The following is a 23,074-nucleotide window of genomic DNA, read 5'->3' on the forward strand; positions in this document are numbered from 1 at the left end:
CTCAGAAACGCCCGCGCACCGTCAGCATCACGTTGCGCGGCTCGCCGAAGTAGTTGGAACCGTAGGCGGCCCACACGCGCTGGTAGTACACCTTGTCGAACAGGTTGTTGATGGTGAGCGTGGCGTCCACATGGCGGTTGATGCGGTAGCCGAGCTGCAGCGTCGCCGTGGTGGCCGGACCCTGCGAGAACTTCACATCGCCGTTGAGCCGGTACATGCGGCTGACGCTGCGCAGGCCGCCGCCCAGGCTGAAGCCCTCCAGCGCGCCGGTGCCGAACTGGTAGCGCGTCCACAGGTTGAAGCTGTGGCGCGGGGCGATGAAGGTGTACAGCTGGGCCTTCTGGTCGGGCGTGCCCTCCAGTGTCTTGGTCTGTGTGTAGGCGTAGCCGGCCGACACATTCCATCCGGGCGCAATGCGCCCGCCGATCTCGGCTTCCACGCCCTGGCTGCGCATCTTGCCGGATGCCACCGAGAACAGCGGATTGGCCGGATCGGTCATGGCGCGGTTGGTGTCCTCCATGCGGAAGAGGGCGGTGCGCGCGTTGAGCTGGCCGTCCATCCACTCGCCCTTGAGTCCCGCCTCGTACTGCTGGCCCACGCGTGGGCGCAGGGTGTTGCCCGCGGCGTCGCTGGTGGTCTGCGGCGCAAAGATGCGCGTGTAGCTGGCATAGGCCGACACCTGGTCATTCAGGTCCAGCACCAGACCGGCATAGGGCGTGAACTTGCCGTTGATGCGGTTGTCGGTTTCCGAGAACTGGTTGAAGTAGGCATTGCGGTTGATGGCGTGGTTCTGCCACCAGGTCATGCGCCCGCCCACGCTGATGAGCAGGCGGTCCACGGGGCGCAGATTGGCGCGCCCATACAGGCCGAACTGCTCGGTGCGGTTGTCGTTGCCGTTGGAGAAGCTGTAATTGGTCGGCAACGGCACGTTGTTGTCGGGCTGGTAGATGTTGATGGGCGCGTTGTCGCCGCCGCCGTACTGGAAGTTCTTGCGGATCTTGCGGTAGTCGGCGCCCACGGCCAGCTCGTTGCGGGTGCTGCCGAAGGCGCTGAAGGGCAGGCTGGCGGAGGCGTCCAGGCCATGCGTCTTCCAGTGGCTGCGATAGGCCCAGCTGACCAGGCAGCTGTCGCCCGTGGCCGGGTCGGCGGCGCAGTCCGACCAGCCGAACATGCGCGAGGGCTCGTCCTGCTCGCGGTACATGGCGTTGAGCCTGATGCGCCCACCGTTGTCCAGTCGGTGCAGCAGCTCGGCAAAGTACTCCGTGTTCTTTTCCGTGATGTGGTTCCAGATGGGGTCCAGGTAGCTGGAGCGAGGAATGTCCAGCAACTGCCCATCGGGCAGGGCCGGCAGCCCGAAGGCCGGGCGGCCCTTGTACTGTTGGTAGCTGCCGCCGGCCGTGAGCGTGGTGGACGGGGCCAGGTCCACCTCGACCACGCCGTAGACCAGGGGCTTGCGCGAGTACACATGGTCCACGAAGGATTGCTGGTCCTGGTAGGCCGTGACCAGCCGGCCGCGTACGCGGCCGTCGCGGGACAGCGGGCCGGTCATGTCGGCCTCTGCGTAGTAGCGCTGCCACGAGCCTGCCGAGAACTGCGTGTTGAACTCGGCCTGCGCCTTGGGGCGCTTGCGCACCAGGTTGATGGAGCCGCCCGGATCGCCCGCGCCCTGGAACAGCCCGGCCGGGCCGCGCAGCAGCTCGATGCGGTCGTACATGGCCATGCCGAAGCCGGTGGACAGGTCATTGCCGGTGCTGGCCGGCATGTTCACGCCATCGGTCTGCACCGTATCCACGGCATAGCCGCGCAGATAGAAGTTGCCATGGTTGCCGCCCGTGCTGCCGGGCTCCACGGTGACGCCGGCCAGGGTGCGCATGGCATCGTCCAGGCTCTGGATGTTCTGGTCTTCCAGCATCTGGCGTGTGACCACGGACACGGATTGCGGAATCTCGCGCAGGCTTTGCACGCTCTTGCCCAGCGTTACCACCCTGGCCGTGTAGGCGCCGGTGTCCTCGGTGGCGGTGGAGTGCTCGGCCCGGGCGTTCACCCGCACCTCGCCCAGGGTGAAAGACGCCGCGGCGGCCGCAGGCGGCGTGACCACGGGATGGGCCGCGCTCTTGCGCAGCACGTAGACGCCCTGGCCGGCCTGCACCGCCTCCAGCCCCGTGCCGCGCAGCAGCTGCGCAAGCCCGCCCGTCAGCTCGAAGCGTCCCTTGAGGCCGGCGGACTGCAGGCCCTGCGTCAGGCGCGGGTCGGCCGACAGCGTCACGCCCGACTCGCCGGCCAGACGCGACAGTGCCTGGCTCAGCGAACCAGCGGGAATGTCGTACTCGCGTGCTGTCTGCGCGGCCGGGGCGCTTGGGATGGCCTGTGCGGCTGCCGCACCGGCGGCGCCCAGCATCAGCCCGAGCAGGGCAGCCTGAACGGGCCGGCGCACAAGTCGGTGCGAAAGGCGCTGGTGGACCGAGGCGGCAAGCGCCGAAAGAGGGAAGGGGGCCGTGGCGGCCAGGGAAATACGCTGCGCCATGAAGAACTGTCCTTTGGAAGACGAGGGAAGCGGTGCCCAGCCAGCCTGGGACGCGCCGTTGAAGCTGTCTTCCTGTATGACCGCCGATCCCGCAAAAGGGGACATGCCGCAGGCTCAGGGCGCGGCCAAGCCCGAAATCTGCACCCAGTAGCGCGTGCGCTGGTGGATGCGCACCGGCAGCGAAGCGGCCAGCGCCAGCAGGGCCTGGTCCGTGTCGCGCAGCTGGAAGGCGCCGCTCACGGGCAGACGGGCCACGGCCGGGTCGCAGCGCAGAATGCCGGGCCGGTAGCGCGACAGTTCGGCCACGAATTCGCCCAGCGGCGTTTTCTCGGCATAGAGCACGCCCTGCGTCCAGCCGTCCGAGGCCAGGCCAGCGGGCTGCACAGGCTCTGCCGCGCCGCTGGCCATGCGCGCCTGCTGGCCCGCCGACACGCGCACGGGCTCGCCGCCCCGTGCCGGGCGCAGCTGCACCGCACCTTCGCGCACGACGACCAGGGTGCTCTCATCGTCCATAATGCGCGCCGCATAGCGTGTGCCCAGGGCCAGCGCCGTGCCCTGCGGCGTCTGCACAAGAAACGGGCGGCCGGCCGCATCGGCAGCGGTCTGTATCCACACGGCGCCCGCGCGCAGTACCAGGCGGCGCTCCATGGCGGTGAAGGCAATGTCCACGGCGCTGCCGGTATCCAGCTGCATGCGGCTGTCGTCTGGCAGCTGCAGTTCGCGGCGCTCGCCCGTGGCCGTGCGCACGTCGGCAGACCAGGCCGACCACGGTCCGGCGCGCCAGGCCAGATAGCCTGCAGGCCCGGCCACGATCAGCGCGGCCAGCAGCTGCGTGGTGGCGCGGCGCCGGGCGCTCCCTGCATCCCTCAGGGCCGCCGCCCCCAGCGGACCCAGGGCCGCGCCGTTGCCGGATGGCGCTGTGGCCGTGCCCACGCGTCCCATCACCAGCTCGGCGCGTTGCCAGGCGGCTTCGTGCTGCGGATCGGCTGCGCGCCAGCGGGCCAGCGCCTGTGCCTGGCCCGCATCTTGCGGCTCGCATTGAATGCGCACCAGCCATTCGGCTGCTTCGCGCGCGGCGCGCGCATCGATGGCGCTGGAGGTGGACGAAGCGCCCATCAGCAGACCAGCACGATGCACTGCGCAAAGGCCTGGGCCATGAAGCGCTTGATGGTGCGTTCGGTCACCCCCAGGCGCTCCGCCGCCTGGGCGTAGGTCAGTCCGTCCAGTTGCGACAGCAGGAAGGCCTCGCGCACCTTGGGCGGCAGGCCGTCGAGCATGGCGTCGATCTGGTGCAGCGTCTGCAGGATCAGCAGCCGCTCCTCGGGCGAGGGCGCCATGGGCTCGGGCATTTGCGCCAGGGTGTCCAGCCAGGCTCGCTCCAGCGATTGGCGCTGCACGTGGTTGATCAGCAGGTTGCGCGCCACCGTGGTGAGGTAGGCGCGCGGCTCGCGCATCTGCAGATCGCCGCGTGCTGTCTGGGTGGACAGCAGGCGAACGAAGGTGTCATGCGCCAGGTCGGACGCGTGGTCCGAGCCGCCCAGCTTGCGGCGCAGCCAGCCCAGAAGCCAGGGGTGATGCGCCCTGTAGATGGCTTCAACATCGCTGTGCGAGGTGGCGCAGTGTGGAGCAGACACGGTCTGGAAACTCTGGAAGACAGCCCCGAAGGCCTGTGGAGATGAAGGTCGGAAATAAGAATCGGTCGCAATTATAGGGATGCGGTGGCCGGATTTTTCCTTGTCGATGGCTTGGCCGTTGCGGTCCTTGGCTGAGCCGACATCGCAAACCTCGATGTCCCGGACATGGGTCCCTCACCTACAGCCTGACCCAGCTCAGGCGCCGATGCTGGGGCAGCGTGTCCGCCACGGCGTGCACGCCCCACGAAGAGCCAACACGATGGACGCCCCATGGAACACAACACCCAGCTTTCCGTCTCCCGCAGGGACCTGCTGATTGCAGGTGCCTCCACGGCTGCGGCAACGGCCGTGCCTCGATCGGCCGGCGCGCAAGTGCAGCCTCCCTCCATCCCCGAAGGGGTCCAACTGCCCGTCACCCTGCAGGTGAACGGCCAGGAACACCGCCTGGACCTGGACACCCGCACCACGCTGCTCGACGCCCTGCGCGAGCACCTGCACCTGACCGGCACCAAGAAAGGCTGCGACCATGGCCAGTGCGGGGCCTGCACGGTGCTGGTCAATGGCCGGCGCGTGGTGTCCTGCCTGAGCCTGGCCGTGATGAACCAGGGCGCCGCCGTGACCACCATCGAAGGCCTGGGCACGCCGCAATCCCCGCACGCCATGCAGGCCGCCTTCGTGCGGCACGACGGATTCCAGTGCGGCTACTGCACGCCGGGGCAGATCTGCTCTGCCGTGGGCGTGCTCGATGAAATCAAACGCGGCATGCCCAGCCATGCCAGCGAAGACATCGTGGCCCAGCCCCTGGTGTCGGCCCATGAACTGCGTGAACGCATGAGCGGCAACCTGTGCCGCTGCGGGGCGTATTCCAACATCGTCGATGCCATCACCGAAGTGGCGGGGGAGGGCAGGACATGATTGCCTTCACCTACGAACGCGCCCAGTCCCCCGCGCAGGCTGCCGCCGCCGTGGCGGCCCGGCCGGGCGCCCGCTTCATCGCCGGGGGCACGAATCTGCTGGACCTGATGAAGCTGCAGATAGAAACCCCCGTGCATCTGGTCGATGTGAACGGCACCGGCATGGACACCGTGGAGCCCACTGCGCAGGGGGGCTTGCGCATAGGCGCGCTGGTGCGCAACAGCGACCTGGCCGCCCATGCGCGCGTGCGGCGCGACTACGGCGTGCTGACCCGCGCCCTGGTGGCCGGCGCCTCGGGCCAGTTGCGCAACATGGCGACCACAGGCGGCAATCTGCTGCAGCGCACCCGCTGCCCGTATTTCTACGACACCAATATGCCGTGCAACAAGCGCGTGCCGGGCAGCGGCTGTTCGGCCATTGCCGGCGTGAGCCGCCAGCATGCGGTGATCGGTGGCAGCGAGGCCTGCATTGCCACCCACCCCAGCGACATGGCGGTGGCGCTGCGCGCGCTGGACGCCACGGTGGAAACCATCCAGGCCGACGGCAAGGCCCGCGTCATCCCCATTGCCGACTTCCACCGGCTGCCCGGCAGTACGCCGCATGTAGAGACGGCCTTGCAGGCCGGCGAACTGATCACCTCCGTCACCCTGCCGCCCCCGCCGGGCGGCACGCACATCTATCACAAGGTGCGTGACCGCGCTTCCTATGCGTTTGCGCTGGTGTCGGTGGCCGCCATCGTGCAGCGCGACGGCAGCGGGCGCGTGGCCCTGGGCGGCGTGGCGCACAAGCCCTGGCGGCTGGAGGCTGCCGAAGCACAGATGCCGCAGGGAGCCAAGGCCGTCACCGACCGCCTGCTGGCAGGCGCCCGGCCCACGCAGGACAACGCCTTCAAACTCACGCTGGCGGAGCGCACGCTTGCCGCCGTGCTGCATCAGGCAAGGAGCTGACGCCATGAAATTCGACACCCCCGCAACGGTCAACCCCATTGACCAGCTCAAGATCATCGGCCAGCCGATGAACCGCATCGACGGCCTGCTCAAGACCACCGGCACGGCGCCGTATGCCTATGAACGGCATGACGTGGTCCAGCACCCGGCCTATGGCTATGTGGTGGGCTCGGCCATCGCCAAGGGCCGCATACGCAGCATCGGGCTGGCGCAGGCAAGCCGCGCGCCCGGCGTGCTCGCCATCGTTACCGCGCAGACCGCTGGCAAGCTGGGCCAGGGCAAGATGAATACCGCGCCGCTGCTGGCAGGCCCCCAGGTGGCCCACTACCACCAGGCCGTGGCCCTGGTGGTGGCGGAAACCTTCGAGCAGGCGCGCGCTGCCGCGCAGCTGGTCCGTGTGGACTACGAGCCCGTGGCTGGCGCTTATGACCTGGCCAAGGCCAAGGACTCCGCCGTGCCACCCGACAGCATCAATGGCGATGCGCCGGATACGGCCATTGGCGACTTCGACGGCGCGTTCGCCTCCGCCCCCGTGAAGGTGGACGCCACATACACCACGCCAGACCAGTCGCACGCCATGATGGAGCCCCATGCCACGCTGGCCGCATGGAAGGGCGACCAGCTCACGGTATGGACCTCGAACCAGATGATTGCCTGGGGCCAGGGCGAGCTGGCAAAGACGCTGGGCATTCCCAAGGACAAAGTGCGCCTGGTCTCGCCATTCATTGGCGGCGGTTTTGGCGGCAAGCTGTTCCTGCGGGCCGATGCACTGCTGGCCGCGCTGGGGGCCCGCGCGGCAGGCCGGCCCGTCAAGGTCGCACTGCAGCGCCCGCTGATGGCCAACAACACCACGCACCGCCCGGCCACCATCCAGCGTGTGCGCATCGCGGCAGGGCAGGACGGCAGGATCACCGCCATCGGCCACGAAAGCTGGTCGGGCGACCAGCGCGGAGGATCGGCGGACGGTGCCGTGGACCAGACCCGCCGCATGTATGCCGGCACCCATCGCATGACCGCCACGCGCCTGGCCGTGCTGGACCTGCCCGAGGCCAATGCCATGCGCGCCCCCGGCGAAGCCACGGGGCACATGGCACTGGAGGTTGCAATGGACGAGCTGGCGGAAAAGCTCGGCATCGATCCCGTGGAGCTGCGCATCCGCAACGACACCCAGGTGGTGCCGGACAGCGGCAAGAAGCCGCAACCCAAGGCGAAGGAGGGCACCCCTGCCCAGGAGCACAAGCCGTTTTCCCGCCGTGAGTTCGTGCAGTGCCTGCGCACGGGCGCCGAGCGCTTCGGATGGAGCCAGCGCAATCCCCAGCCGGCCCAACGACGCGAAGGGCGCTGGCTGATCGGCCTGGGCATGGCCGGCGCCTACCGTGGCGCGCCTGTCATGAAGTCCGCCGCCCGCGTGCGCCTGGACAGGCAGGGCATGCTCACCGTGGAAACCGACATGACCGACATCGGCACGGGCAGCTACACCATCATTGCCCAGACGGCGGCCGAGATGCTGGGCCTGCCGCTGCAGCAGGTGCGCGTGCGGCTGGGCGACTCCGGCTTTCCCGTGTCTGCCGGTTCGGGCGGGCAATGGGGCGCGGCCAGTGCCACCTCCGGCGTCTATGCCGCCTGCGTGAAGCTGCGCGAGGCCGTGGCGCGCAAGCTGGGCATGGACCCGGCGACGGCCGAATTCTCGGATGGGCATGTGCAGGCGGGCGGCAAGCGCCGGGCCCTGGCCAGCGCTGCCGGCGACGCCGACCTGACGGCCGAGGATGCCATCGAATTCGGCGTGCTCGACAAGAAGATGCAGCAGTCCACCTTTGGCGCGCACTTCGTGGAGGTGGCCGTGGACGCATTCACCGCCGAGGTCCGCGTGCGCCGCATGCTGGCCGTTTGCGCGGCCGGCCGCATCCTCAATCCCAAGACGGCCCGCAGCCAGGTCATCGGCGCCATGACCATGGGCGTGGGAGCGGCCCTGATGGAAGAGCTGGCCGTGGACACGCGACTGGGCTATTTCGTCAACCATGACCTGGCAGGCTACGAGGTGCCCGTGCATGCCGACATTCCGCACCAGGAAGTGATCTTTCTGGACGAGGTCGATCCCATGGCCTCGCCCATGAAAGCCAAGGGTGTGGGCGAGCTGGGCATCTGCGGCGTGAGCGCAGCCATTGCCAACGCCATTCACAACGCCACCGGCGTGCGGGTGCGCGACTACCCGATCACGCTGGATAAGCTGCTGGCAGGACTGGGGAGGCTGGCATGAGAGGGGACTGCACCTGAGGCAGCCCGCTCAGGCCCTGGATTCTTGATGAACGAAGGCCGGTCACCTCTGGGTGGCCGGCCTTTTTGCCTGTGGCCATCAATAGAACGCATAGCTTGCGCGTCCGTCGGCATTGGCCTGGAAAGGCTGGCGTGGAGATACTTTTTGCACTGGGGAATGTCGGCGCTGTGCGCTCCGAATGCAGGCCGCCCCCAGTTTTCCCACAAAAGAACCTGGCCTGGGCGCAAAGCGCCTGCCAGGGCAAAGAGACAACCTGCTCCGACAAGGACTTGTATGAAAGATATCCGCAAGACGATGGACGAGGGCGCCATGGCGCCGTTCCAGTGGCTGGCCGTGGCCATCTGCACCCTGCTCATCATGCTGGACGGCTTCGATGTGCTGGTGATGGCCTTCACCGCCTCGGCCGTCGCTGCCGAATGGAAGCTCAACGGGGCGCAGCTGGGCGTGCTGTTCAGCGCCGGTCTGATCGGCATGGCCCTGGGCTCGCTGTTCCTGGCGCCCGTGGCCGACCGCCGTGGCCGGCAACCCATCATCGTGCTGTGCCTGGTGCTGGTGTCCGTGGGCATGCTGCTGTCTGCGGCAGCGCGCAGCCATGTCGAGCTGGCAGCCCTGCGCGCCATGACGGGCGTGGGCATTGGCGGCATGCTGGCCAGCGTGGGGGTGATCACCTCTGAGTATTCATCGAACAAATGGCGCAGCACGGCGATTGCGCTGCAGGCCACGGGCTATCCGATTGGCGCCACGCTGGGCGGACTCATGGCCGCCTGGCTGCTGACACACCATGGTTGGCGCTCGGTCTTTGTGTTCGGCGGCCTGGCCACGGCGCTGATGGTGCCCATCGTGCTGTGGCGCCTGCCGGAGTCGGTGGATTTCCTGATGGGCCGTCGCCCGGCGCGTGCGCTGGAAAAGCTCAACCGCCTGATGGCACTCATGGGGCACCCCGCCATGCTGCAGTTGCCCGCGCAAGCTGGCGGTGACGTCCAGCAGGGCAATACGGTGGCCGCCTTGTTCAAGAACGGCCTGGCGCGCCCCACGCTCATGCTCTGGGCCGGCTTCTTCCTGCTGATGTTCAGCGTCTACTTTTCCCTGAGCTGGACGCCCAAGCTGCTGGTGCAGGCCGGCCTGTCGGCACAGCAGGGCGTGACGGGCGGCGTACTGCTCAACCTGGGCGGCATTGCCGGCGGCAGCCTGTTCGGCCTGCTGGCGGTGAAGGCCAAGCTGCGGCATCTGGCCATGGGCAGCCTGTTGCTGAATGCCTTGTTCACCGCGCTGTTCGGCCTGGCCTCGGCCAGCCTGGGCTGGGCGTTCGCCGCAGCGGTGGGCGTGGGCGTGTTCCTGTTCGCCTCCATGGCCGGGCTGTACGGGTTGGTGCCGGCCACCTATCCGGCCCAGGTGCGCGCCACCGGCATGGGCTGGGCCATAGGCATTGGGCGCATAGGCGCCATCGTGGCGCCCACCATGGCTGGCCTGCTGCTGGACGGCGGTTGGCAGCCTGCCTCGCTGTACTACGTCTTTGCCTTGCCGCTGATTGCCGCTGCGTTGGCCGTGTGGGCCACGGGCGCCGGCCGCACCCTGGCGCCGGGGGGTGGCGCGCTGCGAGCGCCTGGTGCTTGATCCTTGAACCCCTATCCGTAAGCACGCGCCCGAGCGCTCAAGCGCTCAAGCGCAGGAGAAACACTTCCATGGCATTGGACAAACCCTATCTCGACGTACCGGGAACCACGGTCTTCGACGCCGAGCAATCCCGCCAGGGCTACTGGCTCAACCAGTTCTGCATGTCGCTGATGAAGGCCGAGAACCGCGAGCGCTTTCGGGCTGACGAGCGCGCCTATCTGGGCGAATGGGCCATGACGGCCGAGCAAACACAGGCCGTGCTGGACCGCGACCTGAACCGCTGCATTGCGCTGGGCGGAAACATCTACTTCCTCGTGAAGATCGGCGCCACCGACGGCGTCAGCGTGCAGAACTTGGTCTCGACCATGAGCGGCATGAACGAGGAGGACTACCGCCAGATGATGCTGGGCGGCGGACGCAGCATCGAAGGAAACCGCTACCTGCATGAGCAGGAAAGACAGGAAAAAGGCATCTGATGGCACGCATCACCGCATCCGTCTACACCTCGCATGTGCCCGCCATCGGCGCGGCCATGGACCTGGGCAAGGCGGGCGACCCCTATTGGCAGCCTTTGTTCAAGGGCTTCGAGCACTCGCGCCAATGGCTCAAGGACAACAGGCCCGACGTGATCTTCCTGGTCTACAACGACCACGCGACCGCGTTCAGCCTGGACTTCATCCCGACGTTTGCCATCGGCACGGCCGCTGAGTACCAGCCCGCCGACGAAGGCTGGGGCCCGCGCCCCGTGCCCAGGGTCGTCGGCCATCCGGAGCTGGCCAGCCACATCGCGCAGTCGGTGATCCAGCAGGACTTCGACCTCACCATCGTCAACAAGATGGACGTGGACCACGGCCTGACCGTGCCGCTGTCGCTGATGTGCGGCGAGCAGGACGCGCGCACGGGCGCCTGGCCCTGCCCGGTGATTCCGTTTGCCGTCAACGTGGTGCAGTACCCCGTGCCGTCGGGCCAGCGCTGCTTCAACCTGGGCCGTGCCATCCGCCGCGCCGTGGAAAGCTTCGATGAAGACCTGAACGTGCAGATCTGGGGCACGGGCGGCATGAGCCACCAGTTGCAGGGCGCGCGTGCGGGCCTGATCAACAAGGAGTGGGACAACCGCTTCCTGGACCTGCTGATCGAGAACCCTGCCGGCCTGGCCAAGATGCCGCATATCGACTACGTGCGCGAAGCCGGCTCGGAAGGCATCGAGCTGGTGATGTGGCTGATCGCGCGCGGCGCCATGGCCGATGTGGATGGCCCCGCGCCGCTGCCCAAGGTCAACCACCGCTTCTACCATGTGCCCGCGTCCAATACGGCCGTGGGACACCTCATCCTGGAGAACGCTGCATGAGCCGGCCTTGCGTGGTACTTCTGCCGGGCCTGCTGTGCGACGAGACGGTCTGGCGCGGGCAGCAGGCGGCCCTGTCCTTTGCCGGTGTTGCCGAGTGCATTGTTCCGTCCTATGGCGCGGCGGCCACCATCGAAGACATGGCGCGCCTTGTGCTGGACTGCGTGGCGGCCGAGCGGTTTTCGCTGGCGGGCCATTCCATGGGCGGGCGCGTGGCCCTGGCCATTGCCGGCGTGGCGCCCCAGCGCGTGGAGCGGCTGGCCTTGCTGGACACCGGCATGGACCCCATCGCCCCGGGTGAGGCCGGCGAGAGCGAACGCGCCAAGCGCATGGCGCTCTTGCAGATCGCCCGGCACAGCGGCATGCGCGAGATGGGCCTGCAATGGGCGCGCGGCATGGTGCATCCCGACCGGCTTGATACGCCACTGTTTGGCGAGGTGCTCGACATGGTGGCGCGCTTCACGCCCGAGGTGTTTGCTGCGCAGATCAATGCCTTGCTGAACCGCCCCGATGCGGGCGATGTGCTCCGGCAACTGCGCTGCCCGACCCTGCTGGCCTGCGGTCGCCAGGATGCCTGGAGCCCGCTGTCACGCCATGAGCGCATGCAGGCCCTGTGCCCGGGCGCCGAGCTGGTGGTGATCGAGGACAGCGGCCACATGAGCACCATGGAGCAGCCGCAGCAGGTGTCGCGGGCACTGCTCGACTGGATGGGCCGCTGAGCGAGCGCTGCGCTCAGGCTAGGCCGGCAGATCGCCCACGGCCCGCCGGCAGGCCCGTATGAACAGCTCCAGGTCCTGCGATGCCGTGCTCAGCGCACGCGTGGCCAGCCCGATGCGCCTGCGTGTGGAAGGCAGGTCCACGGGCACGATGGACAACTGCCCGCCGTGGTCATCCTGCAGGGCCTGTCCGCGCGAGGCCAGGGCCAGCCGGCCCGTCTGCAGCACAAAGGCCAGCGTCATGGTCGGGCTGCTGGCGCGCAGGCTGGCGCGCGGCGGCTCCAGGCCCTGGCTGCGGAACAGCTGGACCATGGCGCGGTCGGCCGGCGTGCCGGGCAGGGGCGACACCCAGGGCCATTGCAGCAAGTCCTCCAGAACCAACTGGCCGCAGCCCAGGCAGGCATGGCCGGCCGGTGCCACCACGACCAGGTCATCGTCGAACAGGTGTAGCTGGCGTACCTCATCGGAGGGCATGTCGGCGCGCAGGGCGCCAGCGATGGCGTCGATGTCGGCGCTCAGCAGGTGCTGCACCAGGCTCTCGTAGGTGCCGTCCACGATGCTGACCTCGATGTCCGGGTGGCTGGCGGCCAGGCTGTCGACCGCGCGCGGCAGGAAGATTCCCACCGACAGCGGCAGCACGCCGACCACCACGCGCCCCCGGATCTCGCCGCGCCAGGCGGAAATATCGCTGTCCATGCCGCGCACCTCGGCCAGGGCCAGCTTGACACGGCGCAGCAGCGCTTCGCCGGACGGCGTCAGCCGCGTGCCGAAGGCCAGCTTGTAGAACAGCTGCATGCCCAGACTGGCTTCCAGCCCCTGCAGCGCCGCATGCACGGCGGGCTGCGTCAGGCCCAGCCACTGCGCGGCCAGGGATTCGCTGCCGCAGTCGGCAATGGCCATGAGGGCGCGCAACTGGCCTGCAGGCACGCTCTCGGCAAAACGCTCGGGCAGGGGAGGGCGCCTGGCCGCCAGCGTGGCGGCGGCCTGGGCGTCGGCCGCGCCGCTGCCCAGATGCTGGAGCATGGCCTCGATGCGGGCGGCCAGTTGGCTGCCCAGCGGGGTCGGCATCATGCCGCGCGCCCCCCGCATGAACAGCGGCAGGCCACAGGCCTCTTCCAGTTGCAGCACCGAGCGCGCCACGGCTGGCTGAGAAAGATGCATAGCCTGGGCGGCCCGCGTGGTGCTGCCGTGGCGCACCACGCCCAGCATGGCGCGCATGGCCCGCAAATGGCCTGCCAACTCGGGAAAACGCGAGGGATTGCTGGTGGCCGGGCCGGTCCAGGGGGCAAGGTAAAGGTTCATGGAAAGGCGTTGAACGGTACGTTGGAAAACCGTGTTTTGATTGTCCCATAAGAAAAACGCATTGATGGCCGGGGCTCCGGCATTGGCCGGATCGATGCCGGCGTGGAATGCTTGGGGCCTGATCAAGACAGCCCATCGCAGGCTGCGAATTCCGGGGAGACAAGACACATGAACCATGAAATCGACCGGCTGCTGGCCCGCCAGGCCTGCCTGGACCTGGTGCTGCGCGCTGCTGCCTTTGCGGATGCCGGTGATGCCCAGGCCCTGGCGCAGCTGTTTGCCGCAGACGGCCAGCTGCAACGGCCCGGCGGCGAGGTGCTGGGCGGGCGCGCAGCCATCGCCGCCGCGTACTCCCGGCGTCCTGCGGGCCGCATGACCCGGCATCTGGTCACCAACACGCTGGTGGAACTGCAAGGCCCGGACCGCGCCAGCGCGCGCAGCCAGGTGCTGCTGTGGTCCTGCGACGAGGCCGATGCCATCACGCCGCACGGCCGCCCGGCCCAACCGCGCCAGCTCGTTGGCGAGTTCGATGACATCTTTGGCCGCAGTCCTGAAGGCCATTGGCTGATCACGCGCCGCGTGGCGCGCTTCGTCATGTACCGGGACCTCCCGGGCGCCTGAAGCGCAGGGCGCCCAGCCGCTTTCTCCCATTTCCCCGTGCCCGCCACTGCAGCCCTATCCCAGGCGCAGCGTTGCGGCGTGCCGATTCCACGACGACAACGACAGGAGACAAAAGCATGAAACGCACTCTCAAGAGCATTCCCCAACCCCCAGCCAGGCGCCCACTGCGGGCTTGTCTGGCCCGCCTCGCCCCGCTCGCCATGCTGGCAGCAGCAGGCGGCGCCCAGGCCCAGACAGCCTCATCGGTCACGCTGTACGGCCATCTGGACACCGGCATCGAGCACCTGACGAATGTGCAAGGCGGCGGATCGCTGACGCGCATGCCCGGCCTCACGGGAACGGCACCGTCGCGCTGGGGGCTGCGCGGGAGCGAAGATCTGGGCGGCGGCCTGAGCGCCATCTTTGCGCTGGAGTCAGGCTTTGGCCCGGATGCCGGCACCTTCAACCAGGGCGGGCGGGGTTTCGGGCGCCAGGCCTGGGTGGGACTGTCCGGAGGCTGGGGCAGCGTCTCGCTGGGGCGCAACTACACCATGCTGTACTGGGCGCTGTTCGACGCCGACCTGCTGGGTCCCAACGCCTTCGGTCTGAGCAGCCTGGACAGCTACATCCCCAACACGCGCACCGACAACTCCCTGGCCTACCGGGGGCGCTTCGGCGCCTGGAGCCTGGGTGCGGCCTACAGCCTGGGACGCGATTCCGTCAACGCCGGCCCCAGCCCGGCCGGCACCAACTGCGCCGGCGAATCGGCCATGGACAGGCAGGCCTGCCGCCAGTGGTCCGCCATGCTGAAGTACGACACCGCGCCCTGGGGCTTTGCGCTGGCCGTGGACGAGATGCGCGGCGGCGCCGCCGCATTTGCAGGGCTCACGCGCTCGGACCTGAAGGACCGCCGCATCATGCTCAACGGCTATGCCGCGCTGTCACCCACCATCAAGCTGGGCGCCGGTCTCATGCGCCGCGACAACGACGCGGCCCAGGCGGCCTCGGCCAGCAACGGCGCCACGCCGCGCAGCACCCTGGCCTGGGGCGGCTTGTCCTGGTCCCCCAGCGCCGCCGTCGTGGTCGATGGCCAGCTGCAGCAACTGCGCTATGCCCAGGGCGGCGACCGCTCCACCCTGCTGGCCCTGCGCGCCACCTACAGGTTCTCCAAGCGCACGGCGGTCTATGCCCAGGCCGCGCGCATTGACAACGGACAGCGCCTGGCCATCTCGGTCAGCTCGGCCGCAGCCGGCGGCAGCCCGCTGGCGGGCGCGTCGCAGACCGGCCTGATGCTGGGCCTGCGCCACTCGTTCTGAAACCGAAGGCCAGGCCGGCCGCATCCAATGCGACGCCTGGAGCGTGTGATCACCAGCGCGAAGAGCCAACGCGGGCACTTGAAAGTGCACACCACGCTCTAGATCTGTACAGCGCGGCCGATGAACTGAATGGGCCCTGTCGGGCGTCCGCTTGGGGAGCCGCCTTCTGGCTCCAAGGTGAGCTCGAAAAGCTGATTCGGCTGCAGAGGCGGCAACTGGTCTACCGGCACTTCGATGGCTTCGCCCGGTTTGACCAGACCCAGGGACACCGGCGCTTTCCAGCCGTCGGCCTTGGTCCAGAACTGCAGGGATTTTTCCGCCGGAATGGCATCCTTGCCCAGTGGCAAAAGGCGCAGACGGCCTTCAGACTGGGCCTGGACCACCCACCCGGGGGCCTGATTCTGCGGCGCTGCCAGCACGACGAAATAGCGCGGGGCAGCCGGCGGTGATGCCTCTCGCACCACCAGCACAGCCGCTAGCAGTGCTGCAGCTGCAAAGCCGCCACCCGCCAAGCCGCGCCAAAGGGCGAGGCTATCCCAGTGCCACCAGGCACCACGCTGTGCGCGGACCGCTGGCCTGGCCGGCTTGACGCTGGCCGCGATGCGCTGCCACAGCGTTGCGGAGGGCTCGATGGGGGGAGCCAGCTGAACCAGCGGCAGGAGCCGTTGCTCCCATGCCTGCACGGCCGTGCGCAACGCAGGCTCGTAGGGCAGACGGGATTCGATGGAGCGGCGCTGGGCTGCATTGAGGGTGCCCAATACGTACTCGCCGGCCTGCATCTGGAGATCGTCCGGGGAGCCGCCATCCGTCGACTCTGAGGGATTGGGGTGGGTGTCGCCGCTCATTGCATGCACTCTCTCAGGGCACGCAGTCCGCGTTGAACCCAGGCCTTGACCGTACCAAGCGGCGCCTGCACACGCGCCGCAATTTCGCTGTGGCTGCAGCCGTCCACGTAGGCGTGCAACAGGCAGGCGCGGCGCTCGGGGTCCAGCCGGTCGAGGCAATCGCCAAGACGACCCAGCGTCGCCTGCCGCTCCCATTCACTGCCGCCTTCCTTCCATGCCGAAAGTGCGGCCTGGGCGTCATGCGCTTCATGGGCAGTTTCATCCAGCACGGTTTCGCGTGCGCCATCCCGTACACGGTTGAGGGCGGCGTGCCGCACCACGCTGTAGATCCACCCTCGACCACTTCCGCGATTGCCGTCGAAGGTGGATGAGCGGTTCCAGATGGAGACAAACGCATCGTGCAGCACGTCTTCCGCAGCGGCGCGATCGCGGACGATGCGCAGTGCCACGCCGAGGAGGAAGCGCGCCTCGGCCTCATAAATCCGCTGCAAAGCATCGCGTTCGCCGCGTGCACATGCATGCAATGCTGCGTCATGGTCGAAAGCTTCGTCGTTCTGGGAGACAGCGGGCGGCACGAAATGGAGCGAAGGGGGCGTTGCAGGAAATCCTTCGTCCAGTGTATCCGCGCCGCTGCCGGCTCTTACATGGGCTTCCAGAAGATGTAGTCGGCCTGGTACTTCACGGTGGTCTTCTGGCCCTTGTTGGCGGCCATGCAGGGCTTGTCAGCCGGCGCCACTCCGCCCTGGAGCGCCACGCGCTGGATGTAGCTCACACCCTCCAGCGCGCCGCTGCCCATGGCCGGGTTTGCCTTCACCAGCTGGTAAGGCAGATTGCCTGCGCCGGACGGCGCCACAGCCAGCTGGGTGGCGGTGAGTTTGGAGCCGTCGTTGGCCTCCCAGGTTGCAGGGGGTCCGTAGTAGCGGCCCACTTGTTTGCCCATGCGGTCCTTCAGCACAGCATCGGGTCCCACAAAGACCCATTCCGTCTGGCCAGGCGCGTTGGCCTTGTCGCGGCATTCGTAGGTGATGTCACCGCTGCCTACGGTTTCCCACGCGACCTTGTTGCCCGCAGGAACCTGGATGGGGGCGGGCAGCGATGCCTGGGAAAAAGTGCTGGCCGGCTTGTGCATCGAGCCACAGGCAGTGAGCAGGGCCGCTGTGGCTACAGCGAAAGAAACGGCGGCGGTGCGGGATGCGGAACGAGAGGTCAACATTGCAATTCTCCAAACAGTTTTGTGAAGGGGACTGAAGCAGCGCCTTTTTTTTGGGCTGCTGCTGGTACTACCCGCCATCGCATCGTTTGGATGCACCCCATGCAAAAATATTTTCGACAAATGCCAGCGCCAGACTCCATCAGACTGCGGTTGGTGACATTCTTGACCTGCAGCACCCGGGCCACCTCTCCCGAGGCGCGCGGCTCCCAGTAGGCCACGCGGCCGGTGAGCCAGGGCAGGGGAGAGAACTTGACGCCTGCTTCCCAGCCATCATTGATGGAGGGCCTGAGGTTGCGATCCTGCGTGCGGCAGGCGTCGATGCCCGAGCCGATCTCAAAGGTGGGCGAGCATGTCCTTTGACGGAACGAAGAAGGCAATGCCTGTCACCGCCGCCGAGAAGTCAAGGATGCGGTCATGGAGCGGGGGCGGGCTTCCGATGAACATCCGTTCGAGCATCTGCTCGATCACCCAAAGGTGCCTGGAATAACCGATGAAATAGGTTCCGTACTCCTTGAGTGCAGGCCTCGCGAAGGGCATGTTGTCTCGCAGGATGTCGTGCTCGACGCCGTCCTGCGTGATGGTGCACAGCGTCTTGTGTGACTTCTGTTCCGCCTCCGAGGCATCGGGAAGCTCGGTGTTGGTGAACTTCTTTCGTCCAATGATCTGCTCCTGGGCTTCGGTGCTCAGGCTTTTCCATGCCGGGAGGTCGTGGAGGTACTTCTGTACGACGACATAGCTTCCGCCCGCATGTTCAGGATCTTCCTCGCCGACTATCGTTGAGGCCGGCAGCGCCAGGCCAACCGGATTCGCCGTGCCATCGACAAAATCCAGCAGGTCGCGTCCGTCGAAGTACCGGAATCCGGCGACCTCATCCATGGCCGCGACTGTCCCTTCCAGGGCCTCCAGGAGCATCTGCTCGAACGCCACGATGAGATCCATGGACCTGGCGCGGATGTGGAACAGCAGGTCCCCCGAAGTAGAGACTGCCACATGGGTGGCGCCCCGGATTTCGCGGAATGGATGGAGCTCGGCCGGAAGCGGGGTACCGACGAGCGGACCCCACACATCGGCACCGATGCCCACGTTGCAGGTAAAGGTCCCGGTCACGTCCCGTACAAGGACGTTCTTGATCAGGCCGTCCAGATCGCCGAGCACGGATCGCACGGTGGAGAGGGACGCTGCGTCTCTTGCAACGGTAAGGACCAGGAAGGATGCGGCGATCGACAGCGCTGCATCAATTTGCTGGGGCTCGGCCTGGCGCGGGATCGTGGGTGTGGTCATTGGAAGTACCGGCAGATGGACGAAATGGGCGTCAGGGATGGCGCATTATCTGGCCCAACCGGCGCAGCCGGCCCAACCGGCACCAGGAGCAACATCACGGACGGTTTCGCCAGATCCTCACTCCCATTTTTTCGGCATCTTCCCGGTACTCCTGGATTTTCTGCTTCAGGTACTCCTGCAGCGGCCTGCCGACCAGGGAGTAGGGGCTGTGGCTGTAACCGCATGCGGAAGCGCAGGGGAGGGCACATCCCAACCCACGAAATGCCAAAAGGTCGTTGCCTATGGCAATCCGGCGGCACAGTGCACGACATTGAAGGGCGGCGAAGTGATATCGCTCAATGAAAATACGATGGTTCGCGTGGTGCGCTGGCTGCACAGCATCGACTGCGGCGAAGTCGTCAACAAGGGCCTTCCCAATCAGGTGGTCTGACAATCTGTCTGCCGCCGTGAAAGATGCCGGAATATCCAACATCGACCTGTGGCAAGGCGGCCCAGAGTCGAATGTCGTGGCGCAGGCCCGCGTCATCATTCCGGCCTTCAAGGTGAAGTATTTCCAGCCGCATCATCTCGGAACCCGGGCAACGAAGGTGGATGGAAATTCCGTAGGCTTCAGCCTCGAATACGGACTGCATTTTCCCTATCTCGAAACCGAAGTGCCGCGTCTGACGGACTATCTGAAGTCTGCGAACGCTGTTGCCTACAACCCCGTGAACTATTTCGATGCATGGTCTCTGTCCAAGGACGGCTTCAAGTCACAGGACAACGCCGACGTGAAGGCCGTGTATGGACTGCCTGCCACCGGTCCCGGCCCTGGCAAGCAAGGTCCGAACCCCCGGGCTGGCCAGTTGGAGTGCACCGGTGCGTAAGAACTCTTGCCCTCTGCTTTGTTTGATACGATGTATATTATGTTAAATCACAAACGCAGATAACAGCCTGAAAACCAAGGCAAGGCACTCCTCCAGTGCCTTGCCTGCTTCGTTTTCAGCTGTTCAGGACGGTTTCCAGGCCTTCAAGCTCCTGCTTCAGCAAAAGCGCGGTTTCCTGTGGCTCGAACTGGCGCTGCAGCAGCGGGATGGTGAAGACGTAGCTTGCATCGTGCACGCCGTGGGTTTCATCGCGGCGCAGGACGTAGGCCAGTTGCAGGCGCGCCAGGGACCGGCGCAAGGCCTGGGCCTGGCCGGTGGCGCCGTGGGATTGGACCAGGGCGTCGAGTGCGGTCAGGCTGGTCTGTCCTTGCTGGGCCGTGTGATAGACGGCGATGCGGTCCAGGCGACAGGCCTGTTCATCGGTGCTCAAGCGGCCCCATCCCACCAGCGCGTCTTGCACAGGCTGGGATGCCATGGCCTGGCGCAGGTGGCGTTCTTCGATGACGCGTTCGTCGGGTCCCAGGGCTTCCAGGCATTCCTGGCAGAGGATGGCGACCAGGTTGGCGCGCCTGCCGCTGGCCTCTATCAGCCGCTCGGCCAGAGCGTCGTTGGCAAAGCCCAGGCGCAGCCTGCGCAGCGGTTCGGTGGCCAGGGCTTGGCATGCCGCTGGCTCCAATCCCCCAATGGCCAGGATTTCGCCGAAGTTGCGCAGCGGCGACTGGTAGTCGAGCAGCGCTGCCGCGTACAGATCCCAGAATCCCGCCAGCATGAACCAGCAACGGCCCTCCTCGCTCAGCGCGCGCAAGGCGCTGAGCTGGGGGTAGCCATTGCGGGCTTCGTCGCGGAAGAACAGGTCGGCTTCGTCGATCAGCAGGTACAGCCGCCTGCCCTGCGACTGCTTGTGCAGGTGTTCGATGATGGCCTCCAGCGGTGTTTCCACGGGAAGGCCGAACTGCGTGGCCAGGCGCGGCGTGAGGCGGTGGTCGCGCAGCGAGATGTAGTGGCAGGCGATGGCCGGATGCTCCTGCAGCCGCCGCTGCACGGCCTTGAGCAGGCTGCTTTTGCCGAGCTGGCGTCCTCCCACGACCAGGTAGTTGGCCGGTTCGCGGTTGAGCACGCGGGCCAGCAGGCGCTCGCGGCCAAAGAAAACGTCCTCGCGCGTTACGCCGCCGCGCGTCTGGTAGGGCGATATGCGCGTGACCTGCAACTGAGTGGCCAGCAGCCGCAGCAGCACCTGGTCCGGATCGCCGCCCAGCAGCCATTCGGTCTGCCCCGGGCTGTCCAGCAGCACGTGCAGGTTGGCGCGGTCCTGGGCATGGCGCTGCAGCAGCGGCATGGGCGACTGGGGATGGTGCGGGCTCACGATGAGCACCACATCGCCGCCGGTTTGCAGCAGGCGCAGCTGGCGCACGAGCTCGCCCTCTTCCAGCTCCGCCGGGGGCGCATAGACCAGGCAGCGACCCAGGGCGATGGGCAGCTCGGGCGGCAGCGTCCACTCGAACATGTCGCCGGGCACGGGCCACTCGCCTTGCGCCGTTTTGCAGACGGCGGACAGGCGTTCGGCCAGGGCCCGCACGCGGGCGCCTGGGCTTGCGCCGGCAAGGCGCAGGGCGCGCTGCCAGTCCGGCGGGCGTATGCCTGCAGCGCGCAGGACGGCGGAACGGCGGCCGGTGAGCCGCAGCAGCCGGTCCAGCTGGGGCAGATGCTGGTAGGGCTTGCGGCGCAGGCGCTCGGGCTTGAGCTGTGCCGGGCCTATCAGCGGATGGCGCACCAGCCACAGCAGGGCCAGGCAGCCAAAGACCAGTGCGCTGGTCCAGATGACGCTGCGCAGCCATCCAAAGGGCTCATGCTCGGGCTGGCCCGGCGAGGGGCTGCAGTTCAGCGGCAGGTAGCGCGGCGGAGTCGGAGGCAGGCCGCCCTGGCAGCTCCAGTCCCAGCGTTGCCTGTCCAGTTGCAGCAGGACCTGGGTTCCGGCGAGCACGCCCATCTGGCTGTCGCGCACCACGTCCGCCTGCAGCACGAATGGACTGGGCGAGCTCATGCGCACGCGTGGTTCGGCAATGTCCGGCGCCACGCTGGCCAGGTCCTGCGGCCAGCTTTCATGCTGGCGCACATAGTCCATCAGGGCCAGGCGCCACAGGATGATTTCGTTCCAGACCCGGCCCGAGCTTTCCGCGCCCTGCAGGCTGCTGCGGGTGACGGGGTTGTAGCGGGGCAGCAGGATGGCCGTGCCGATGAACAGCGTGACCAAGGCGAGCAGCGCGGCGCGCCACCAGGATCTGGGCAGTTGCACAAGCCGGCCCAGGCCGCTCATGCCTGCAGCACCGCCACGGCGGCTTCGCGGGCAATGTCGCAGCGCCAGTGCAGATGGGCGCCCTCGCCTGCTCCGCGCACCTGCAGCAGATTGCCCCAGAACAGGCGCCGCAGCACGGCATCCTGCAGATAGGGGCGTGCACGGCCCAGCGATGCCGCGTCCACCAGCCCGCGCAGTTGCTCGCGCGTGGCAGGCTCCTGCGCCAGGGGCAGCAAGGTCTGCCACAGGCGCGCACTGGCCACCAGATGGGCGCGCAGCAGGGGCGAGTGCACGGAAGCGACGCCCACGCCCTGCTCCACCAGCCATTGCAGCGCTTCCTCGAAAAGCGCGGGATGCCCGCCCGTCAGCGCCTGCAATGCCTCGATGACCTCGGCCGGCCAGGCTGTGCCGGGCCAGCGCTGGCGCGCCATCAGGGCCAGGTCTTCCAGCGTGGGATCGGGCCAGTGGGCCACCTGGCCGATGTTGAGCAGCGACAGGTCACCGCTGCGGTACTTGAGGTCGGCCAGGGCCTCGCTGCCGCACAGCAGCAGGTGCAGGCGGCCGCTGTGCATTTCGCTGAGGCTGCGCAGGATGCCGGCCAGTGTCTCGCGCAGCTGCGCCGTGCCCTGCTCGAAGCGGCTGACCAGGCAGAACAGCCGGCCGCCGGCCAGCAGGCGCTTTTCCAGCAGGGCCTCGAATTCGTAGTCCGAGCCCACTTCGCCCAGCCCGCATTGCCGGCCCAGGGCCGCAAAGTAGTCGGCCGCAGCCGTGCTCACGCTGTAGGGCGGCTGGATGTGCAACACCGCCTCGGCGCCATACTGGGCGCGGGCGCGCAGCAGCAGTTCCTGGCGAAACGGGGGCTGTCCCCAGTGCGCGGGCGACAGCAGCATGGTGATGGCATAGGGCCGGGCCTGGGCCAGCTGGGCGAAAAGCCGGTCCATGAAGCCTGCAAAAGGCTGGGCGCCAGCGGCGGCGGCCTGCAGCGGAAACTCCGTGGCAAAGCCAGCGGCGGAGAACAGGCGATTGGTCTCCGCCTCCGTCAGGCGCAGGTACTGGGCGCAGGCGGCCAGCCGGTCGCGCGAGCGCGGATTGGGCAGGGAAACCCCATTCCTCCAGTTGTTGACGGCTTCCCGGCTCAGCCCGATCTCGGTGGCCACGCCCGAGGCGCTGGCGCGGATGCGGCGCATGTACAGCCCCAGCAAATGGCCGAAATCCTCGTGAACGCCTGGTGCCACGGCAGCCCCCTGTTCAATGGCGGTGGGCTGCATCAGCGACGGCTCCGCTCAGGAAAACAGCGCCTGCTGGCGCAGATCCACCCTGCCGGGGCCATGGTCCGTATCCTCATCCTGTTCACCCTCTCCTGGGATTCAGCTGGTCTTGTGCAATTT

General features: G+C 67.5%; 21 protein-coding genes. 11 read left to right on the plus strand and 10 right to left on the minus strand.

What is annotated here, in order from left to right:
• Window position 1 precedes the first annotated feature (1 nt).
• From IB269_RS08120 to IB269_RS08130, 3 genes are all read right to left on the minus strand, one after another.
• Window positions 2-2,524: a TonB-dependent siderophore receptor gene (locus IB269_RS08120; RefSeq protein ID WP_225613997.1), complete on the minus strand. Its 2,523-nt coding sequence runs from the start codon at window positions 2,522-2,524 to the stop codon at window positions 2-4.
• A 114-nt stretch (window positions 2,525-2,638) separates the two neighbouring features.
• Window positions 2,639-3,661, minus strand: coding sequence for a FecR domain-containing protein (locus IB269_RS08125; RefSeq protein ID WP_318652145.1), 1,023 nt, complete (start codon window positions 3,659-3,661; stop codon window positions 2,639-2,641).
• Window positions 3,640-4,158: a sigma-70 family RNA polymerase sigma factor gene (locus IB269_RS08130; protein WP_043822453.1), complete on the minus strand. Its 519-nt coding sequence runs from the start codon at window positions 4,156-4,158 to the stop codon at window positions 3,640-3,642. Before IB269_RS08130 ends, IB269_RS08125 begins: the two co-directional genes overlap by 22 nt.
• Window positions 4,159-4,428: 270 nt before the next feature.
• On the opposite strand from IB269_RS08130, the gene paoA reads away from it, so the two are divergent.
• The 7 genes from paoA to IB269_RS08165 all read left to right on the plus strand — a co-directional run bounded on the left by paoA (window position 4,429) and on the right by IB269_RS08165 (window position 11,973).
• Complete coding sequence (gene paoA, locus IB269_RS08135) at window positions 4,429-5,073, plus strand: aldehyde dehydrogenase iron-sulfur subunit PaoA (RefSeq protein WP_016453395.1); 645 nt, start codon at window positions 4,429-4,431, stop codon at window positions 5,071-5,073.
• Entirely contained in the window at window positions 5,070-6,020 is a 951-nt protein-coding gene (locus IB269_RS08140) for an FAD binding domain-containing protein (protein WP_013802388.1), read from the plus strand. Before paoA ends, IB269_RS08140 begins: the two co-directional genes overlap by 4 nt.
• A 4-nt stretch (window positions 6,021-6,024) precedes the next feature.
• Window positions 6,025-8,277 carry an aldehyde oxidoreductase molybdenum-binding subunit PaoC gene (paoC, locus tag IB269_RS08145; protein WP_192366861.1) on the plus strand — a complete coding sequence of 751 codons (2,253 nt, stop codon included), beginning with the start codon at window positions 6,025-6,027 and terminating at the stop codon, window positions 8,275-8,277.
• Window positions 8,278-8,568: 291 nt separating this feature from the next.
• On the plus strand, window positions 8,569-9,909 hold the full coding sequence (locus IB269_RS08150; protein ID WP_192366862.1) for an MFS transporter: 1,341 nt from the start codon (window positions 8,569-8,571) through the stop codon (window positions 9,907-9,909).
• A gap of 68 nt (window positions 9,910-9,977) precedes the next feature.
• Window positions 9,978-10,385 (plus strand): protocatechuate 4,5-dioxygenase subunit alpha, encoded by a 408-nt coding sequence (gene ligA, locus IB269_RS08155; protein WP_192366863.1) that lies wholly within the window; start codon window positions 9,978-9,980, stop codon window positions 10,383-10,385.
• Window positions 10,385-11,257, plus strand: a complete 873-nt coding sequence (locus tag IB269_RS08160; protein WP_192366864.1) for a class III extradiol dioxygenase subunit beta — start codon at window positions 10,385-10,387, stop codon at window positions 11,255-11,257. The genes ligA and IB269_RS08160 overlap by 1 nt, the downstream gene beginning before the upstream one ends.
• Window positions 11,254-11,973 (plus strand): alpha/beta fold hydrolase, encoded by a 720-nt coding sequence (locus IB269_RS08165; protein ID WP_192366865.1) that lies wholly within the window; start codon window positions 11,254-11,256, stop codon window positions 11,971-11,973. Before IB269_RS08160 ends, IB269_RS08165 begins: the two co-directional genes overlap by 4 nt.
• An 18-nt stretch (window positions 11,974-11,991) precedes the next feature.
• Here IB269_RS08165 and IB269_RS08170 read toward each other — a convergent pair whose 3' ends face one another.
• Entirely contained in the window at window positions 11,992-13,272 is a 1,281-nt protein-coding gene (locus IB269_RS08170) for a LysR family transcriptional regulator (RefSeq protein WP_192366866.1), read from the minus strand.
• A gap of 168 nt (window positions 13,273-13,440) precedes the next feature.
• Here IB269_RS08170 and IB269_RS08175 point away from each other — a divergent pair, with 168 nt between their 5' ends.
• Together IB269_RS08175 and IB269_RS08180 are read left to right on the plus strand one after the other, a co-directional pair.
• Window positions 13,441-13,893, plus strand: coding sequence for a nuclear transport factor 2 family protein (locus IB269_RS08175; RefSeq protein ID WP_192366867.1), 453 nt, complete (start codon window positions 13,441-13,443; stop codon window positions 13,891-13,893).
• A gap of 116 nt (window positions 13,894-14,009) precedes the next feature.
• Window positions 14,010-15,188 (plus strand): porin, encoded by a 1,179-nt coding sequence (locus IB269_RS08180; protein WP_192366868.1) that lies wholly within the window; start codon window positions 14,010-14,012, stop codon window positions 15,186-15,188.
• A 98-nt stretch (window positions 15,189-15,286) separates the two neighbouring features.
• Here the strand turns inward: IB269_RS08180 and IB269_RS08185 are convergent, their stop codons facing one another.
• The 4 genes from IB269_RS08185 to IB269_RS08200 all read right to left on the minus strand — a co-directional run bounded on the left by IB269_RS08185 (window position 15,287) and on the right by IB269_RS08200 (window position 18,527).
• Window positions 15,287-16,033, minus strand: coding sequence for an anti-sigma factor domain-containing protein (locus tag IB269_RS08185; protein WP_192366869.1), 747 nt, complete (start codon window positions 16,031-16,033; stop codon window positions 15,287-15,289).
• Window positions 16,030-16,608: a sigma-70 family RNA polymerase sigma factor gene (locus tag IB269_RS08190; protein ID WP_192366870.1), complete on the minus strand. Its 579-nt coding sequence runs from the start codon at window positions 16,606-16,608 to the stop codon at window positions 16,030-16,032. The genes IB269_RS08185 and IB269_RS08190 overlap by 4 nt, the downstream gene beginning before the upstream one ends.
• Before the next feature lie 65 nt (window positions 16,609-16,673).
• Window positions 16,674-17,246 carry a DUF3455 domain-containing protein gene (locus IB269_RS08195; RefSeq protein ID WP_043822431.1) on the minus strand — a complete coding sequence of 191 codons (573 nt, stop codon included), beginning with the start codon at window positions 17,244-17,246 and terminating at the stop codon, window positions 16,674-16,676.
• 333 nt (window positions 17,247-17,579) lie between these two features.
• Window positions 17,580-18,527: a Dyp-type peroxidase gene (locus IB269_RS08200; protein WP_013802400.1), complete on the minus strand. Its 948-nt coding sequence runs from the start codon at window positions 18,525-18,527 to the stop codon at window positions 17,580-17,582.
• Between the two features lie 37 nt (window positions 18,528-18,564).
• Between IB269_RS08200 and IB269_RS08205 the strand changes: the two genes are divergently transcribed.
• Both IB269_RS08205 and IB269_RS08210 read left to right on the plus strand, forming a co-directional pair.
• Window positions 18,565-18,957, plus strand: coding sequence for a hypothetical protein (locus tag IB269_RS08205; protein WP_192366871.1), 393 nt, complete (start codon window positions 18,565-18,567; stop codon window positions 18,955-18,957).
• Window positions 18,958-18,973: 16 nt separating this feature from the next.
• The gene (locus IB269_RS08210) at window positions 18,974-19,393 is read left to right on the plus strand and encodes a hypothetical protein (protein ID WP_192366872.1); all 420 of its coding nucleotides are present in this window, start codon (window positions 18,974-18,976) and stop codon (window positions 19,391-19,393) included.
• 115 nt (window positions 19,394-19,508) lie between these two features.
• Here the strand turns inward: IB269_RS08210 and IB269_RS08215 are convergent, their stop codons facing one another.
• Complete coding sequence (locus tag IB269_RS08215; RefSeq protein WP_192366873.1) at window positions 19,509-21,707, minus strand: AAA family ATPase; 2,199 nt, start codon at window positions 21,705-21,707, stop codon at window positions 19,509-19,511.
• A complete protein-coding gene (locus IB269_RS08220) occupies window positions 21,704-22,954 on the minus strand; it encodes a hypothetical protein (RefSeq protein WP_043822406.1) in 1,251 nt (416 codons plus the stop codon). The genes IB269_RS08215 and IB269_RS08220 overlap by 4 nt, the downstream gene beginning before the upstream one ends.
• Window positions 22,955-23,074: the final 120 nt, after the last annotated feature.

The sequence above is a fragment of the Delftia sp. DLF01 genome (genome assembly GCF_014852125.1).
GTDB lineage: Bacteria > Pseudomonadota > Gammaproteobacteria > Burkholderiales > Burkholderiaceae_C > Comamonas > Comamonas acidovorans.

Bases quoted from the DNA above. Each gene is read 5' to 3' on its own strand.
- IB269_RS08150 (WP_192366862.1), top strand. From the start codon at position 8,569: ATGAAAGATATCCGCAAGACGATGGACGAGGGCGCCATGGCGCCGTTC.
- IB269_RS08175 (WP_192366867.1), top strand. From the start codon at position 13,441: ATGAACCATGAAATCGACCGGCTGCTGGCCCGCCAGGCCTGCCTGGAC.
- paoC (WP_192366861.1), top strand. From the start codon at position 6,025: ATGAAATTCGACACCCCCGCAACGGTCAACCCCATTGACCAGCTCAAG.
- ligA (WP_192366863.1), top strand. From the start codon at position 9,978: ATGGCATTGGACAAACCCTATCTCGACGTACCGGGAACCACGGTCTTC.
- paoA (WP_016453395.1), top strand. From the start codon at position 4,429: ATGGAACACAACACCCAGCTTTCCGTCTCCCGCAGGGACCTGCTGATT.
- IB269_RS08140 (WP_013802388.1), top strand. From the start codon at position 5,070: ATGATTGCCTTCACCTACGAACGCGCCCAGTCCCCCGCGCAGGCTGCC.
- IB269_RS08120 (WP_225613997.1), bottom strand. From the start codon at position 2,524: ATGGCGCAGCGTATTTCCCTGGCCGCCACGGCCCCCTTCCCTCTTTCG.
- IB269_RS08165 (WP_192366865.1), top strand. From the start codon at position 11,254: ATGAGCCGGCCTTGCGTGGTACTTCTGCCGGGCCTGCTGTGCGACGAG.
- IB269_RS08185 (WP_192366869.1), bottom strand. From the start codon at position 16,033: ATGAGCGGCGACACCCACCCCAATCCCTCAGAGTCGACGGATGGCGGC.
- IB269_RS08200 (WP_013802400.1), bottom strand. From the start codon at position 18,527: ATGACCACACCCACGATCCCGCGCCAGGCCGAGCCCCAGCAAATTGAT.
- IB269_RS08220 (WP_043822406.1), bottom strand. From the start codon at position 22,954: ATGCAGCCCACCGCCATTGAACAGGGGGCTGCCGTGGCACCAGGCGTT.
- IB269_RS08195 (WP_043822431.1), bottom strand. From the start codon at position 17,246: ATGTTGACCTCTCGTTCCGCATCCCGCACCGCCGCCGTTTCTTTCGCT.
- IB269_RS08180 (WP_192366868.1), top strand. From the start codon at position 14,010: ATGAAACGCACTCTCAAGAGCATTCCCCAACCCCCAGCCAGGCGCCCA.
- IB269_RS08215 (WP_192366873.1), bottom strand. From the start codon at position 21,707: ATGAGCGGCCTGGGCCGGCTTGTGCAACTGCCCAGATCCTGGTGGCGC.
- IB269_RS08160 (WP_192366864.1), top strand. From the start codon at position 10,385: ATGGCACGCATCACCGCATCCGTCTACACCTCGCATGTGCCCGCCATC.
- IB269_RS08205 (WP_192366871.1), top strand. From the start codon at position 18,565: ATGGCGCATTATCTGGCCCAACCGGCGCAGCCGGCCCAACCGGCACCA.
- IB269_RS08170 (WP_192366866.1), bottom strand. From the start codon at position 13,272: ATGAACCTTTACCTTGCCCCCTGGACCGGCCCGGCCACCAGCAATCCC.